The sequence below is a fragment of the Parachryseolinea silvisoli genome (assembly GCF_021190955.1).
Taxonomy (GTDB): Bacteria; Bacteroidota; Bacteroidia; order Cytophagales; family Cyclobacteriaceae; genus Ohtaekwangia; species Ohtaekwangia silvisoli.
The window spans coordinates 1,186,751-1,203,381 of sequence record NZ_JAIOAO010000003.1 but is presented as its reverse complement, the minus strand read 5'-3'; the positions used below and the strand labels follow the sequence as shown (position 1 = coordinate 1,203,381).

The following is a 16,631-nucleotide window of genomic DNA, read 5'->3' as shown; positions in this document are numbered from 1 at the left end:
GTCGGATAAGACACGCACGGGGTGCATCATAAGGCGCACCTCTTTGCCCATCTTCGAGCATCCGCCAAATTCACTCATATTGAGTCGCGGCACTTTAAAGGTGGGCGAATTTTTGACGTATTCCCTGGGTGCGCCACCCTTCCGCCGCACGACGATCTTGTCTACGCCGCGCATCTTGTAAAAGCTGAGGTTACCGAGACTGCCGGTAATTTTAAGTTCTTCTAAAAAGGCCATAGGCTAGTATTTGTTAATAAAACGATCGGTTTTTAAAACGGTCGCGAGAGGCGCAACTGTTTCCGCGTACAATATAGGGAGTGTCAGCCAGAAGACTGTCAATTGTACATATATACTTTTTAGTTTTTCTACCGGACCATCAAATGACCAAGATGTATATAGATCATGGTCATGAGTGGTGTATAAATGGATTAAAATTACGTTATCAGTGGGATATCTTATCTATTGATTGGCTATTGAATGATCTCCGAAAGAGTTATCAACATAAATTTGTGGATAGCTGGGGTTGATTGTTTACAACTGAGGGTGTACTCGTGAGGATTGGGGAAATTTGAAAATGGCGAGTATGTGAGGTGTGGTCTTTTTAGCGCCGATGCAGTTTCGTATAGTAAAATTCGCCGGACCGTGTATACTGCCCTAAAGTTAGATGGCGGGCAGGTATACAACGGTCACGGCACTGGATTGGGCTCCAATTTAACGAATGCAAAAAGAAATGAATGCTGGTTAAGTATAGTTGAATCATGCGGATTGCAATCAGTTCGCCTTGATGTGGTTAGGCAGCCATATAAAAAATTTAGAACCGATGTCCAGCTTGGAGTAGACGGTGATGCTGCCGCCCATCTTTTCGAGTATCTCGCGTACAACGTATAACCCCACGCCCAGTCCCTGCGATTTTTCCGACCCACGGAAGAATAAGTCGAACACTTTTGATTCGCTGCCGCTTTTCATACCAATGCCGTTGTCCATGATGTTGATGGAGCAATTGCTGAAGCTCACGTGGCCCTGGATATCGAGCCAGCGGAGCTCTTTGTTGGCGTCACTAAACAGGATGGCATTTTCGATGATGTTGGACAGTACAATGCGCAAACGGTTGGCATCGGTGTTGAATTTGACGAGCTGTTCGATCTTGACGGAAGTAACGATGCCTTTGGCTAGTAACTGTCCGTCGTACCCTTTCAACACATCGTGGATCACTTCGGCGAGGTCCACTTCGTGAGAGAATACTTCCCGGCGCGAATTTTCCAGGAACTGTTCGAGGTCATCCAGCATGGATTCCATTTTGCGCGTGCTGTCGGTAATCGATTTGTAAAGTATGGCAGTTTCTTCCTCTGAGTACTGCCGTTTGTTTTGCAGCAGATTAACAAGGCCTTCGATCGACTTCAACGGCCCCCGCATGGAATGCGAGCAGCTGTTGATAAACTGGCCGACGACGTGCTTCAGCCTTTCCAGCTCTACCCCTTCGGTCGTGACCACTTTTGGAATCTTCATGTACATGTCGTCGTGTGTGCTCATAGTCAACTGATAGTCCAAAGCTGAGGAAGTCGGGCCTGTGATCCTTTAGTGAAAGGAGGATTTTGGGAAATCAGGGTGGGCCTTAGAATGAATAAGTGTAGTGTGTTGTGAAATGCTGGGGTGTGTGATTTTGGGGGCGAAGTGGGGAAATCTAACGGAATTACTTAGATTTTTTCTAGGGGATTGACTTAGGTTGAAGTTGTTACAATTAATCAACCTCTCTCGTATGTTATACTACTTGCCTTTGCCGACCGCGACGTAATTGTTTTCGATGGCGAAGCGGACGAGTTGGGCGACGTTGGTGAGATGGAGCTTGGTTTGGATATTGAGCTTGTGGGTCTCGACGGTTTTGATGTTGATGAAGAGCTGGTCGGCAATCTCTTTGAGGCTTTTGCCTTCGCCTATCAATTTTAATACTTCGACTTCCCGGCGGGTCAGGTCGTTGCGGGTTTCGCGCACTGCGTTGGGTGTTGCCGCGCCTTTTTCCTGGCTGTAGAAGTCTTGAAATACGATCGTCATGACTTCGGGACTGAAATAGCGCTCGCCTTTGACAACGGTACGGATGGCGGTGATGAGTTCGTCTTTGTCTATATCTTTCAGCACGTAGCCGGCAATGCCGGCTTTTATGCCGGCGGAGATATAGTCGCGGTTAGCTTCGGCGGAGATTAAGATCACGCGGATCTTGGGGTTGATGTCAGTGATCCAGCGGGCAGCTTCAATGCCGGTCATGCCGCGCATCTTGATGTCCATCAGAAATACGTCTGGTTGCGTGGTATTGGTAAAGTTGATGGCTTCTTCACCGCCTTGCACCTCTCCGATCACTTCAATGTCGGGTATATGCGCTAGCATGGAGGCAATGCCCTGGCGCATGAGGCCGTGGTCGTCGGCAATGGCTACTGTTATGCGTGTGCTCATGGTTGTATGATTTCATTAACGGTATCTAATATCTGGTCAATGCTGCCGGGCTTGCGAATAAACCGGACCGCGCCCAATGCTAACGCTTTGTCCTGGCTGTCGTCGTCCGGTTTGGCGGAGAATACGACTACCGGTATATCGCGCAGCTGGGCATCAGCTTTGATATGTTCAATAAAGGAGTATCCATCCATGACCGGCATCAGCAAATCCGTAATGACCAGGTCGGGTATCGTATGGGCCAGCGTGTCGAGGGCCTCCTGGCCGTTCGCAGCACCGACAGTTTCGTATCCTTCCATATTGAGAAATTGGATGATGCTTCGTTGCAGGTCCGGTGTATCGTCAATGACTAATATCGTCTTTGTTTTCATGTAAAGGTATAGCAATGATAAACGTCGTGCCTTGGTTTACGCTGCTTTCTACGTGAATGGATCCTCCTAGTAAATCTACCGTTTTTCTGACAATGGACAATCCCAGCCCGGTTCCCTGGATGGCCAGGGTGTTGGAGCCGCGGTGAAAAGAGTTAAAGAGATTTTCGCGGTCGTCATCGGGTATACCAATGCCGGCGTCTGATACTTGCACCCGCAGCGTGCGATTTGTATCGGTGACGTGCAGCCCTACGGAAGGCTGTCCCGGCGAGAATTTGATAGCATTGGTCAACAGGTTGACGACAATGATGCGCAACATGCGCGGGTCGGTGGCGATGACGGCGTGATCGCAGGCTACCGAGAGACGGATGCGGTGCGTCTTTTCAGAGCTTTGGTATACTTCGCGCGCGAGTACTTCGAAGAAACGCTCGACTTCGATGACCTGCACGTTGACGTTTACCTTGCCCGCCTCGGTCTTGCCGACGGTGAGTACATCTTCGAGCAGATAGTTCATATGTTCGATCTGGCGTACGATGTCATCGAGCTTGCGGTCGATCTCTTCGCCGGCGATGCGATCTTTGTAGCGTCGCAGAAAGCCTGTGGCCAGGGATATAGTCGACAGCGGTGTCCGGAATTCGTGCGAGGCCATTGCTACAAACTTGGTCTTGAGGTCGACCAGTTCTTTTTCTTTTTGCAGTGCTTCGTTCAGCTCGCGCGTACGCTCCTGTACCATGCGTTCGAGACCTTTGCGGTAGTCGATCAGCTCTGTGATATTCTGTGCCACCATGATCACGCCTTTGATGTGGTTTTCGGTGTCGTAGCGTGGTGAGGCTGCCAATAATAAGATAATGCGCTCGCCCGTCTTTGTCTGGATGGGCAGCTCGAAGTTATTGATGGAGTCGCCGGCAATGACACGTTTGAATATTTCACCCACGCTGTCGCGGTACGGCGGTTCAATGAAGTCGGTCACCCAATGGTGGCCAAGCACCTCTTGTTTGCTATACTGTGTGACCTGTGAGGTAACCTGGTTCCATTCGTTTACATATCCTTTCTGGTCAAGACCGAAGATCGGGACGTTGGAATTGTCGATCAGGCCGGAGAGCTCGTTGGCAATGGTAGTGAGGTTGTTCTCGTATTCTTTTTGCTGGCTGATCTCGCGGGAGCTGATACAATATCCCCGCAAACTGCCGTCGGGATTGTTGACGCGGGTGATGGCGATGCGGAACCACACCGGGCTGGAATCTTCGCGCACCTGGGTCTCGTACTGTATGGTCTCGCCGCCGCGCACCTGTACGATCATCTTTTCGAATATGGGCACCCGCTCGGGACGTATAAACGTACGGATGTCCTCCCCCATGTCGATGCGTTTTCCATTCAGGTTAAAGGCATTGCGTGAGTAGGCTTCGTTGAAGGCTACGACGCGCAGCTCCTGGTCTAACAGCACGAAGGCATCAAGCGTATTGTCAAAGATAGCTTTCAGGTTTGCTTCCGATTGCAGAATGCGGTTTTCCTGGGCCTTCTTGTCGGTGATGTCGGAGGATACGATGATGACGTGGGTGACCCGGCCAAATTGCCGCACGGGCTCATAGCGCAACAGGAGTACCACAGGGCCCGTAGGCATATCGATGTGTGCTTCCACCTGGCTGGTCTCGCCGGCCACTGCTTTGGTGAACAGGGCGCGGGCGACGTCGCGTCGTGTACGCACCACCACGTCCAAGAATGGCATGCCGGTCCGGGGGTGGATGCCTGCGGTGCCACGGATAAACGATTCAAAGGTTTTATTAAACAGTACGACTTCACCCGCAGCATTTAACAAAAGTATACCTTCCTGCGTGTTGGTGAAGATGATGTCGAGGTTCTTGCGGTATTCGGTTAGCTGATCGTCCTTCTGCCGGATGATCTCTTCGGCTTGCAGGCGGATGGTTTCTTTGGCAAGCTCCAGCCGATCGTTGAGCACACTGAGGTTTTCGTTGGAGGTGACCATTTCTTCATTGGTGGTGGCCAGCTCTTCCAGGGTGGCGCTGAGCTCTTCGTTGACGGCGGCAGACTCGAGGTTAGCGGTTTGCAATTGCTGGTTAACGAACTTGAGGCGCCAGGCGTCGGCTTTTTGTCGTGCATCGCGACGGTTGAGTGAATTGGTATTGTAGAGGATGAGCAGTATAAAGATCACCATAAAACTGATGACGATAAGCGCAACGCCCAGCTCTGTCGAGATCAGACCTTTTCGATGTCCCCACAGGCGTATGTAGCCGATAAGAATGGGTAACAGGATCAGCAGGGGTATCAATACCTTTGCCACCAGGCTGCCGGCATACGGGCTTGTGAGCTGTCGCATAATGCCCCGGCGTGGAGTAGCAAATAATAGCGCGCCGGCTAACAACAAAAAGCAACCTGCGGTGTGTACGGCCATGGGCAGGTAAGGTATCGAGTGGTCGAACTCCGGCACGCGGTACAGGTAGCCCAGCCAGGCGAAGAGGGCTAACAGGGCAATGACCACGGCCAGCATCTGCGCGACGACCAGCTGTGCATACTGTCGGCTATACACCAGGAAGCAGGCAACGCCGGCCAATATAAAGTTCAGCGTGACGTTAAGTGACATTCCACTGAAGCGTTGCGCAGCAGCATCCAGCGCCAGCTTTTTGTGATATAACACTTCATCAATTTCCGAGGGCAGGCCTCCGAAGATTTCGGCCAATCGGTATGCGCCGATAACCAGGACGATAACCGTAGCTGCCGTTGCGGTTTTGTGTGCCACCGGCGAATGCCCGGGCGAGCGAAGCCCCAAAGCCAGGCTGGTGAACAGAAAACAAAGGGCTGTGAGCGGATTCATGCTCAGTGTGCTGGCCACCGGCCGTTTTAACCATTCGGCATCGAGCTGCCACGCAGCAAGCACCAGGGCGGACACAACACCCATGATCACAACCAACAAGCGAGACCAATTCTCTAATTTCATTAAAAGCATAGGCTAACCGGGGATTCCTAATCAATATAAACAATATCGTGGAACCACCCATTGCAAAACCCGGGCGATGGTATACGGGCACCATTTTTTTTCTACTGTATCAGACAACTCTCATTAAATCATGAAAACGAAACGTGTTCCTCCCGGAAAAAGTCGCCGCATCTGGAAAATTCTGCTAGCGGTTGTGATCGTGCTGGTGGTGGTACGGCTTATTCTCCCCTACGTCGTGTTGCGCTATGCCAACAAGACGCTCGCCAATATGAAAGGCTATTATGGTCATATTACCGACATTGACCTGGCGCTGATCCGCGGAGCGTACCGGATGGATAGTATTTACCTCAACCAGGTAGATACCGTTACCCAAAAGCAAACGGAGTTCTTCGCAGCCTCCGCTATCGACTTATCCATTGAGTGGAAAGCGCTGCTGCATGGATCGGTTGTAGGCGAGCTGGTTTTTGAGAATCCGGTGATACGATTTACTAAAGACAAGGTGGAACCTACGGATGTGCGGAACGACTCCACGGATTTCCGGCAACTGTTGGACGACTTCATGCCGCTGCAGGTGAACCGTTTTGAGGTAAACAACGGGCGTATTCGCTACATAGATCAACACTCCAGCCCTCCGGTGGACATTGCGATGACCAACACCAATATTCTGGCGCTGAACCTGCGTAACAGCTACGACTCCGCCGCCTTACTGCCTGCGACTATCAAGGCCAGCGCCGATATATATGAAGGGTCGCTGGATTTTAATATGAAGATTAATCCCCTGGCGGACAATCCCACCTTTGATATGAATGCCGAAGTAAAGAATACCAATCTGGTGAAACTAAACGAGTTCTTTCAGGCGTATGCGAAGATCGATGTGAACAAAGGGCGGTTTGGACTCTATACCGAAGTGGCCGCGAAAGAAGGACAGTTTAATGGCTATGTAAAACCGTTGATTCAAGACCTCGACGTATTGGGCAAAGAAGATCGCGATGATAATGTCTTCCGCAAAATGTGGGAGGCGGTCGCGGGCGGCGTCGGTGAGATCTTCGAGAATCAACGCAAGGACCAGGTGGCGACCAAGATCCAATTCCAGGGCAACTTAAAAAAACCGCGCACCAATACCTGGTCAGCGATTATTAATGTATTGCAAAACGCCTTTATCCAGGCCATTCAGCCTTCGATCGACTATGAGATTAATCTGGCATCGGTGGATTCGTCGGAAAAGGAAGAGAAAAAAGGCTTCCTGGCAAAAGCATTTGATTCAGACAAGCCTGATAAGAAGGACAAATCCAGGGACGAGAAAAAGGCCGAGCGAAAAAAGAAACGTGATGAAAAGAAACGGGAGCGTGAGGAGAAGCGCGAGGCAAAAAAGCAAGAGAAAGGTGATGGGAGCAATATTTAACGGGTTAATGCAGGCGTTAATACGGTTGGCATAGTTTTTTATTATATACCTTGTTCGTGCGGGATATCGGCCCTGTGGAGTATTTTCCTCAGGGTTTTTCCATTTATAGAAATCTTGTTTTTAACGGCATTTTTCCGGTTTTCGCTGTATTATTTTATCCCACCTTCTCGCTACCTTGAACACATAAACTCTAATCATGGCTAAAAAGATTCGTACTGCCAAAGCTTCCACCGAAGCCGTTACCCTCGCACGCCCTAAGACTAAGATCCCGGCCAGGAAGTCGAAGAACCCACCCATGCCTGATGTCACTACTCCGAACGCAACGACTGTGGCGGGTAGCGCTGACGATATGCTTGACAACCGTGAGTTGTTGCGTGTCTTAACCGAGATGCGCAACGGTAACTTTTCTGTTCGGATGCCTTTTGATAAGGTAGGGCTGCCGGGTAAGGTCTGTGATACCCTTAATGAAATTATAGCGTTAAACGAGAAGATGATGCAGGAGTTTACCCGCGCCGGTAATACCATCGGTAAGCAGGGTAAGCTGACACAACGCATTGAGGTACCAAGCGCGCAAGGCTCATGGGCGAAGGGCGTTTCTTCGTTGAACGCGCTGATCTCCGATCTGGTACACCCGACGATCGAGATCGCGCACGTGATCAGCTCGGTGGCGAAGGGTAATCTTTCGCAAGAGATGCCACTGGAGATTGGGGGCTACACGTTGCAAGGTGAGTTTGCGCGTATTGCCCGCGAGGTAAATGACATGGTGAAACAGCTGAACCTGTTCTCTATGGAAGTAACGCGCGTGGCGCGGGAAGTGGGATCGGAAGGGAAGCTTGGTGGCCAGGCAAAAGTAAAAGGCGTGGCCGGTGTGTGGAAAGATCTCACCGATTCGGTAAACCAGATGGGTAGTAACCTAACGGCCCAGGTGCGGAACATCGCCGAAGTAACAACGGCTGTGGCAAAGGGTGACCTTTCGAAGAAAATTACGGTGGATGTGAAGGGTGAAATCCTCGAGCTGAAGAATACGATCAACACGATGGTGGATCAGCTGAACTCCTTCTCGTCGGAAGTAACGCGGGTGGCGCTCGAAGTGGGTACGGAGGGTAAGCTCGGTGGCCAGGCGCAGGTAAAAGGTGTCGCCGGCACGTGGAAAGATTTGACTGACTCCGTAAACCAGATGGCCTCGAACCTCACGGGGCAGGTACGTAATATCGCGGAAGTAACAACGGCCGTGGCGAAGGGCGACCTTTCGCGCCAGATCACGGTGGACGTGAAAGGCGAAATTCTGGAGCTGAAGAATACCATCAACACGATGGTGGATCAGCTGAACTCCTTCTCTTCAGAAGTAACGCGTGTGGCGCTGGAAGTGGGCTCGGAAGGTAAGCTCGGTGGGCAGGCGACGGTGAAAGGTGTTGGTGGTGTATGGAAAGATTTGACCGACTCGGTAAACCAGATGGCGTCGAACCTCACGGGCCAGGTGCGGAACATTGCGCAGGTGACAACGGCCGTGGCGAAGGGAGACTTGTCGCGTAAGATCACGGTGGATGTGCGGGGTGAGATCCGCGAGCTGAAAGATACGATCAACACCATGGTGGATCAGCTCAACTCCTTTGGTTCTGAAGTAACGCGCGTGGCGCGGGAAGTAGGTTCCGAAGGGAAGCTCGGTGGCCAGGCGACGGTGGAAGGTGTCGGTGGTGTATGGAAAGATTTGACGGACTCCGTAAACCAGATGGCGTCGAACCTGACGGGCCAGGTGCGGAACATTGCGCAGGTAACAACGGCTGTGGCGAAGGGCGACTTGTCGCGTAAGATCACGGTGGATGTGAAGGGTGAAATCCTCGAATTGAAAGATACGATCAACACGATGGTGGATCAGCTCAACTCGTTTGCCTCGGAAGTAACACGTGTGGCGCGGGAAGTGGGCTCGGAAGGTATGCTTGGTGGCCAGGCGGACGTGCCCGGTGTAGGCGGTACGTGGAAAGATTTAACAGACTCTGTAAATAAAATGGCGGGTAACCTTACCAGCCAGGTGCGGAATATTGCGGAAGTAACAACGGCCGTGGCGAACGGAGACTTGTCGCGTAAGATCACGGTGGACGTGAAGGGCGAGATTCTCGAGCTGAAGAATACGATCAATACGATGGTGGATCAGCTGAACTCGTTCGGCTCGGAAGTAACGCGCGTGGCGCGGGAAGTGGGCTCGGAAGGTAAGCTCGGCGGCCAGGCGACGGTGGAAGGTGTCGGTGGTGTATGGAAAGATCTGACCGACTCGGTAAACCAGATGGCGTCGAACCTCACGGGTCAGGTGCGGAACATTGCCGAAGTAACAACGGCCGTGGCGAAGGGAGACTTGTCGTGGAAGATCACGGTGGATGTAAAGGGTGAGATCCTCGAGTTGAAGAACACGATCAATACGATGGTGGATCAGCTGCGGGGCTTTGCGTCGGAAGTAACGCGTGTGGCGCTGGAGGTAGGTTCGGAAGGTAAGCTTGGCGGCCAGGCCGACGTACAGGGTGTGGGTGGTACATGGAAAGATTTGACAAGCTCCGTAAACCTGATGGCGTCGAACCTGACGAGCCAGGTGCGGAACATCGCCGAAGTAACAACGGCGGTGGCGAACGGAGACTTGTCGCGTAAGATCGACGTGGACGTGAAGGGTGAGATCCTGGAGCTGAAGAATACGATCAACACGATGGTGGACCAGCTGCGGGGCTTTGCGTCGGAAGTAACGCGTGTGGCACGCGAAGTGGGTACCGACGGTAAGCTCGGTGGCCAGGCGAACGTGCCCGGCGTAGGTGGAACCTGGAAAGATTTGACGGACTCGGTAAACCAGATGGCGTCCAACCTGACGGGCCAGGTGCGGAACATTGCCGAGGTGGCGATTGCCGTAGCGAACGGCGATATGTCGAAGAAGATCACGGTGGACGTGCGCGGAGAAATTCTCCAGCTGAAGGAGACCCTCAACACCATGGTGGATCAGTTGCGCGCGTTTGCGTCGGAGGTAACGCGTGTGGCGCGGGAAGTGGGTACGGACGGTAAACTCGGGGGTCAGGCCTTCGTGCCCGGTGTAGCCGGTACGTGGAAGGACTTGACGGACTCGGTGAACCAGATGACGGGTAACCTCACGGCGCAGGTACGGAACATTGCCCAGGTGACGAAGGCGGTGGCGTCTGGTGACCTTTCGAAAACGGTGGCCATCGACGTGAAGGGCGAGATCCTGGACTTAAAGAATACAATTAACACGATGGTGGAGCAGCTTAACTCCTTCGCCTTCGAAGTAACGCGTGTGGCACGGGAAGTGGGTACGGAAGGTAAGCTCGGGGGCCAGGCCGAGGTACGGGGTGTAGCCGGTACGTGGAAAGATTTGACGGACTCCGTAAACATGATGGCCTCTAACCTGACCAGCCAGGTACGCGGCATTGCAAAGGTTGTGACGTCGGTGGCGACAGGTAACCTGCGCCAAAAGCTGTCGATCAACGCGAAAGGCGAAGTGGCGCAGCTGACGGATACGATCAACGAGATGATCGAGACGCTGGCGGTGTTTGCCGACCAGGTAACAAACGTGGCGCGCGAAGTAGGTGTCGATGGGCGACTCGGGGGCCAGGCGAACGTGCCGGGTGCTTCGGGTATCTGGAAGAACCTGACGGAGAACGTGAACCAGCTGGCGCAGAATCTGACCACGCAGGTGCGTGCGATCTCGGAGGTGGCGTCGGCGGTAACGAAGGGTGACCTTACCCGTACGATTCGCGTAGAAGCGCAGGGTGAGGTGGAAGCCTTGAAAGATACGATCAACCAGATGATCTCCAACCTGCGCGCGACGACGCTGCGGAACCAGGAGCAAGACTGGCTGAAGTCGAACTTTGCGAAGTTTACGCAAATGCTTCAGGGGCAACGTGACCTCGATACCGTAAGCCGGCGCATTCTGTCCGAGCTTGCCCAGGTGGTCAAGGCGCACTATGGTGCGTTTTATATCCTCAAGCACAATGAAGAGACGTCGCACGTCAGCCTGCAGTTGTTTGCAGCATACGCGTATAAAGAAGAGAAGAATATACCACGCGAGTTTTCCATTGGCGAAGGACTGGTGGGGCAATGCGCGCTGGAGAAAGAACGCATCTTGCTAACCAATGTGCCGCAGGGGTATATCAAGATCAACTCGGCACTCGGCAAGATCCGTCCGGCGAACCTGATCATACTGCCGGTGTTGTTTGAGAACGACGTGAAGGCCGTAATCGAGCTTGCGTCGCTCGAGATCTTTAGCGAGACTCACCTTGACTTCCTCAACCAGGTGACAGAAAGTATCGGTATAGTGTTGAACACGATCGAGGCCAACACCCGTACAGAGGAGCTGCTGTCGCAGTCGCAGTCGCTGGCGGGCGAGCTCAAGAGCCAGCAAGAAGAGTTGCGTCGTACCAACGATGAGCTGCAAGACAAGGCGCTGCTGCTGGTGAAGCAGAAGGATGAAGTGGAAGCCAAGAACAACGAGGTGGAAGAAGCGCGTCGTTCGCTCGAAGAAAAAGCCGAGCAGCTGACCCTTACCTCGAAGTATAAATCGGAGTTCCTGGCGAACATGTCGCACGAGTTGCGTACGCCACTCAACAGCTTGCTCATTCTCGCGCAACAGCTGTATGAGAATGCGGAAGGTAACCTCAACGACAAGCAAATCCGGTATGCCAAGACGATCCACTCGTGTGGTGACGACTTGATCCAGCTGATCAACGACATCCTCGACCTGTCGAAGATCGAGTCGGGTTTTATCTCGACCAACATTTCACTGGTGTCCATTTCGGAGATCGCGTCGTTTGTGGAGACTACGTTCAAGCCGATCTCGGAGGCCCGCAATCTCAAGTTCCGGATCGAAACGGAAGCTTCGCTGCCGGCGTCTATGGACACCGATATTCAGCGTCTCAACCAGATCCTCAAGAACCTGTTGTCGAACGCTTTCAAGTTTACAGAGAAGGGCGAAGTAAGCCTGAACATCTTCGAAGCGAAGAAAACGTGGAAGACCGGCAACCCGGGACTGGAGGCCGCACGCAGAGTGATCGGCTTCTCCATTACCGATACAGGGATTGGTATCCCGCAAGAGAAACAACTTATCATCTTTGAAGCCTTCCAGCAGGCGGAAGGTTCGACCAGCCGGAAGTATGGAGGCACGGGCCTCGGCCTCTCCATCAGCCGCGGTTTGGCGGAACTGCTGGGCGGTACGATTGAGCTCGAGAGCGAGCCGGGCCGGGGCAGCACGTTTACGCTGTACCTGCCGGTGAATGCTGTGTCGAATGCCATTCCGCGCGAGAAGCCGGAGAGCATCAAAGCCATCGATCAACTGCAGCTGACCGACGATACGGGCGCGATCGACTCACTCCTGAACACGCTGCGCGTAACGAAGGACGGCGTCGAGGCCCGGGGCCTGGAGATTGTGAACGAGCTGACGAACGACGCAGGCGACGACCGCACCAATATATCGGCTACCGACAAGGTGATCGTTGTTGTCGAAGATGATTATCGCTTTGGTAAGATCATTTTGGAGAAAGCACACTCCCATGGACTGAAAGTGGTTATTGCTTCGACCTATGTGGAAGTGTTCGAGTTCATCAACCGCTTCGCTCCTGTCGCGATCACGCTGGATGTGAAGTTGCCGTCGACGAGCGGCTGGAAAGTGCTCGACCTGCTGCGCAACGACCTCAACTATCGCCACATTCCGATCTATGTGATCTCGGGTGAAGAGAACCGCGCGCTGGCGATACGCCGGGGTGCCCGCGACTTCCTGCTGAAGCCGATCGACAACGCGGCGTTAGACGAGCTGTTCCGCGATGTCCTCTCCTACAACCAGCGTCCTTCGCGTACGGTACTGATCGTGGAAGACAACGAGATTGACTCGTCGCAGATCGCCAAGGTGATGGAAGATACGCATGTGTCGATATCGATTGTCTCCACGGGTAAAGAGGCCTTCGATTATTTGGAGGTGGAAGATCCGGATTGTATTATCCTCGATTACACCCTGCCCGATATTTCGGGATCGGACCTGGTGACCAAGGTGAGCTTGCTCAAGAAGAAGCTTACGCCGGTGATTGTATATTCGGCACGTGACTTTGACAAGGGCGAGCTGGCGCACCTCGGCCAGAGTTCGAGCGCGGTGATCCTCAAAAATGCAAACTCTATTGAACAGCTGCTGGAAGAGACAATCTCCCACCTGCACATCAATCATAAGGATCTCTCGCAGCAGAAGCGTCGCATTATCGAGACGATTCGTAGCAAGGAGGATATCCTGAGTGGTAAGAACATCCTGGTGGTGGATGACGACGTGCGAAACCTGTTTGCATTAACGACGGTGTTTGAGCGGTATAATATCAACGTCATTACCGCAGAAAGCGGACGGGATGCTATTCAGATCCTGAACGACGATCCGAAGATCGATATGGTATTGATGGATATCATGATGCCCGAGATGGACGGGTATGAAACGACGCAGAAGATCCGCCGTGAGCATAAGAACAGCTTGTTGCCGATCATTGCCGTGACGGCAAAGGCCATGAAGGGCGACCGCCAGAAATGCATTGAAGCCGGTGCTTCGGATTATATCACTAAACCTGTTAAAATAGATCAACTGTTGTCGCTGATGCGCTTCTGGTTCTGTAAATAAACTGTTTTTTGGATGCGACCTAAGATTTTATTAGTGGATGACCGCGAGGATAACCTCCTTTCTATCGAGACCATTCTGGAACCCAGTGGCTACCAGTTCGTGAAAGCCCAGTCGGGACGGCAGGCACTGAAGATTCTGCTAACCGAGTACGACTTCGCCATGATCCTCATGGACGTGAAGATGCCGAACCTGAATGGCTTTGAGACCGCCTCGTTGATCTACGAGCGCGACAAGCTCAAGCACATTCCGATCATATTCATCACGGCCAACAACTTCGGAGACGAGAACATGTTTCGCGGCTATCAGGCCGGCGCGGTGGATTATATCTTTAAGCCCATCAATGCTGATGTGTTGCGGGCCAAAGTATCCGTGCTGGTGGACCTTTACCGTAAGAACCACCAACTGAAGATCCAGGAGCAAAAGCTGATCTCGATCAACCAAAGCCTGCAACTGGAAATCAAAGAACGCATAGCGTCGGAAGAGCGCGTGCGCCAGCTCAACAGCCAGTTGTTGGAAAATATCGAGCGCCTGGAGGCCGTCAACAAAGAGCTGGACCGGTTTGCCTTTATGGCGTCGCACGACCTGCAGGAGCCGCTGCGCAAGATTCGCTTGTTCTGTAACAAGCTCTTCATTCGTTATAAGGACATGCTGGATGATAGCGGTATTGACGACTTTAACCGTATTCAACGGTCGGCTGAACGTATGCAGACGTTGATTCGGGACATCCTCACCTTCTCCCGTATTTCCGACGACGCCGGGGAGTTTATTTCCACGGATCTCTCGGTGCTGCTTAATGAAGTGCTATCGGAGATGGATGATGAGTTTGATATTAAGGAGGCAGACATCGTCATCGAAAACCTGCCGGTATACCGTGTAAACGCGGGGCTGATCAAGTTGTTGTTTCACAATCTCATCACCAATGCGCTCAAGTATCGTAAGAAGGAATTGCGACCGACTATTCAGATCACTACCATCTTTCCGAATACGGAAGTGTTGCCGGTGAATGGGAAGGAATACCTCCGTATCTCTATCAAAGATAATGGGCTGGGCTTTGATCAGAAGTATGCCGAGGAGATCTTCGGTATGTTTAAGCGGCTGCATCACAACAGTGAGTTTAAGGGAACGGGTATTGGGCTCGCGCTGTGTAAGAAGATTGTGGAGCACCACAAGGGTTTTATCTCGGCGTTGAGTACAGCGGGTGAAGGGTCTACATTTACGATCTCGCTGCCGATACAACAGGGGGAATTGGTGGATCAGACGCGCGCGGGGTCCAATCACGTATAGTTATCACAACTCATCAATAGATGAAAAAGCCCGACCGGTTTACGGTTGGGCTTTTTCTATATAGTAGTTTCCTACTGCAGACCACCTCCAATGACCATTAAAAGAACAGTAAGGCGATTCCCGAGCTTCAGCCTTTGGCTACCAGCGGGATTACCTTCGTTCCGATCAGCTCAATCGAATGCAGCAGTTTTTCCTGCTGCAAATGCGCGTTGTCCATCTGGAAGGTAAAGCGACTGACCCCGCCCAGGGCTTCACTGTGGCGCAGGATTTTCTCCGCTACTTCTTCCGGGCTGCCGATCACCAGGGCGCCGCGCGGCCCGACCTGGGCATCAAAGTGCGGGCGGGTTACGGGCGGCCAACCACGCTCGCGACCGATCTTCGTAAAGGTCGTGGCATAGCCTGGGAAAAATTCGTCGTGTGCCTCCTGCGTGGTCGCGGCCACGAAGCCCAGCGAATGCAGGCCGACCTTTAGTTTCTCCGGAGCATGACCGGCTTTGGCGCCTGCCTCGCGATACAGGTCGATCAGGGGACGGAAGCGGTGTGTCTCGCCACCGATGATGGCGACCATCAACGGTAGCCCTAATGTGCCGGCACGGGCGAACGATGCCGGCGTCCCTCCTACGCCCAGCCATACCGGTATCGGCGATTGTACGGGCCGTGGATAAATAGCCTGTTCTTTTAATGCCGGCCGGAAACGGCCCGACCATGTAATAACCTCCTGGTCACGGATCTTTAAGAGCAGGTCCAGTTTTTCGGCAAAGAGGTCGTCGTAATCTTGTAGCTTGAAGCCGAACAGCGGAAATGAGTCCGTGAAGGATCCCCGGCCCACCACCAATTCTGCCCGTCCCTGCGAAATGAGGTCGAGGGTGGCAAATTCCTGAAATACGCGCACCGGATCGGCCGCGCTGAGCACGGTTACGGCACTGGTTAATTTGATATTTTTTGTGCGGGCAGCGGCGGCGGCCAGGATGACGGCCGGTGCCGAGTCGAGAAATTCGCGACGGTGATGTTCGCCGATGCCAAAGACATCGAGCCCGACCCGGTCGGCCGTCTCGATACGTTGCAGCAGCTGCGCCATCGAATCCATGTTACTTTGATTGCTTCCGATGGTAGCGGCAAAGCTGTCTATTCCAATTTCCATAGGTTCCTCCTTGATTGGTGTTGTAACATGCTTTTCGGGAGGATGGTTCCCGGGATATTATGAGATCACCTGGATCAATAATAACATAGGCAGCATCAACAGCACCAGATAGGCTACTTCCAGGTACCAGGTCTTCTGTGGATTCTCCCAGAAGAACTTATAGAGCATCAGGGCGTAGATGTTGAAAATGAACAGGGCAATGAAAGATGCTATACCAAAGGCACCGAGGTCGCTGCTGTTGTCTCCGAAAAAGACGATTCTCGCCAGTAGTGAAAGAATTACTGCGTTTGCGAGTACAATGGATATTCTTCTAAATGCTATCAAGATGTGTCTGTTTTCTTTTCGTATTTGTAGGTCCCGCTCCGCGCCTACCCTGACGCCTGGCTACGCGGGCAACGGTTTCCAAA

9 protein-coding genes are annotated in these 16,631 nt (G+C 52.7%); 3 read left to right on the top strand and 6 right to left on the bottom strand.

The window, feature by feature from the left end; genetic code table 11:
- Positions 1 to 768: 768 nt before the first annotated feature.
- The 4 genes from K7P01_RS21910 to K7P01_RS21895 form a co-directional block, all read right to left on the bottom strand.
- Positions 769 to 1,527, bottom strand: a complete 759-nt coding sequence (locus K7P01_RS21910) for a sensor histidine kinase (protein ID WP_267296723.1) — start codon at positions 1,525 to 1,527, stop codon at positions 769 to 771.
- 234 nt (positions 1,528 to 1,761) lie between these two features.
- The gene (locus K7P01_RS21905; protein ID WP_267296722.1) at positions 1,762 to 2,442 is read right to left on the bottom strand and encodes a response regulator transcription factor; all 681 of its coding nucleotides are present in this window, start codon (positions 2,440 to 2,442) and stop codon (positions 1,762 to 1,764) included.
- A complete protein-coding gene (locus tag K7P01_RS21900; RefSeq protein ID WP_267296721.1) occupies positions 2,439 to 2,810 on the bottom strand; it encodes a response regulator in 372 nt (123 codons plus the stop codon). The genes K7P01_RS21905 and K7P01_RS21900 overlap by 4 nt, the downstream gene beginning before the upstream one ends.
- Positions 2,782 to 5,760: a PAS domain-containing sensor histidine kinase gene (locus tag K7P01_RS21895; RefSeq protein WP_267296720.1), complete on the bottom strand. Its 2,979-nt coding sequence runs from the start codon at positions 5,758 to 5,760 to the stop codon at positions 2,782 to 2,784. The genes K7P01_RS21900 and K7P01_RS21895 overlap by 29 nt, the downstream gene beginning before the upstream one ends.
- Before the next feature lie 130 nt (positions 5,761 to 5,890).
- Between K7P01_RS21895 and K7P01_RS21890 the strand changes: the two genes are divergently transcribed.
- From K7P01_RS21890 to K7P01_RS21880, 3 genes are all read left to right on the top strand, one after another.
- Entirely contained in the window at positions 5,891 to 7,162 is a 1,272-nt protein-coding gene (locus K7P01_RS21890; RefSeq protein ID WP_267296719.1) for a DUF748 domain-containing protein, read from the top strand.
- Between the two features lie 196 nt (positions 7,163 to 7,358).
- Positions 7,359 to 13,799, top strand: a complete 6,441-nt coding sequence (locus K7P01_RS21885) for a HAMP domain-containing protein (RefSeq protein ID WP_267296718.1) — start codon at positions 7,359 to 7,361, stop codon at positions 13,797 to 13,799.
- A gap of 12 nt (positions 13,800 to 13,811) precedes the next feature.
- Positions 13,812 to 15,083, top strand: a complete 1,272-nt coding sequence (locus tag K7P01_RS21880) for a response regulator (RefSeq protein ID WP_267296717.1) — start codon at positions 13,812 to 13,814, stop codon at positions 15,081 to 15,083.
- 127 nt (positions 15,084 to 15,210) lie between these two features.
- Here the strand turns inward: K7P01_RS21880 and K7P01_RS21875 are convergent, their stop codons facing one another.
- Positions 15,211 to 16,224 carry an LLM class flavin-dependent oxidoreductase gene (locus K7P01_RS21875; protein WP_267296716.1) on the bottom strand — a complete coding sequence of 338 codons (1,014 nt, stop codon included), beginning with the start codon at positions 16,222 to 16,224 and terminating at the stop codon, positions 15,211 to 15,213.
- 57 nt (positions 16,225 to 16,281) lie between these two features.
- Complete coding sequence (locus tag K7P01_RS21870; protein ID WP_267296715.1) at positions 16,282 to 16,548, bottom strand: hypothetical protein; 267 nt, start codon at positions 16,546 to 16,548, stop codon at positions 16,282 to 16,284.
- Positions 16,549 to 16,631: the final 83 nt, after the last annotated feature.

Excerpts from the sequence above, each read along its gene's own strand:
- K7P01_RS21910 (WP_267296723.1), bottom strand. The coding sequence starts at position 1,527 with ATGAGCACACACGACGACATGTACATGAAGATTCCAAAAGTGGTCACG.
- K7P01_RS21905 (WP_267296722.1), bottom strand. The coding sequence starts at position 2,442 with ATGAGCACACGCATAACAGTAGCCATTGCCGACGACCACGGCCTCATG.
- K7P01_RS21900 (WP_267296721.1), bottom strand. The coding sequence starts at position 2,810 with ATGAAAACAAAGACGATATTAGTCATTGACGATACACCGGACCTGCAA.
- K7P01_RS21895 (WP_267296720.1), bottom strand. The coding sequence starts at position 5,760 with ATGAAATTAGAGAATTGGTCTCGCTTGTTGGTTGTGATCATGGGTGTT.
- K7P01_RS21890 (WP_267296719.1), top strand. The coding sequence starts at position 5,891 with ATGAAAACGAAACGTGTTCCTCCCGGAAAAAGTCGCCGCATCTGGAAA.
- K7P01_RS21885 (WP_267296718.1), top strand. The coding sequence starts at position 7,359 with ATGGCTAAAAAGATTCGTACTGCCAAAGCTTCCACCGAAGCCGTTACC.
- K7P01_RS21880 (WP_267296717.1), top strand. The coding sequence starts at position 13,812 with ATGCGACCTAAGATTTTATTAGTGGATGACCGCGAGGATAACCTCCTT.
- K7P01_RS21875 (WP_267296716.1), bottom strand. The coding sequence starts at position 16,224 with ATGGAAATTGGAATAGACAGCTTTGCCGCTACCATCGGAAGCAATCAA.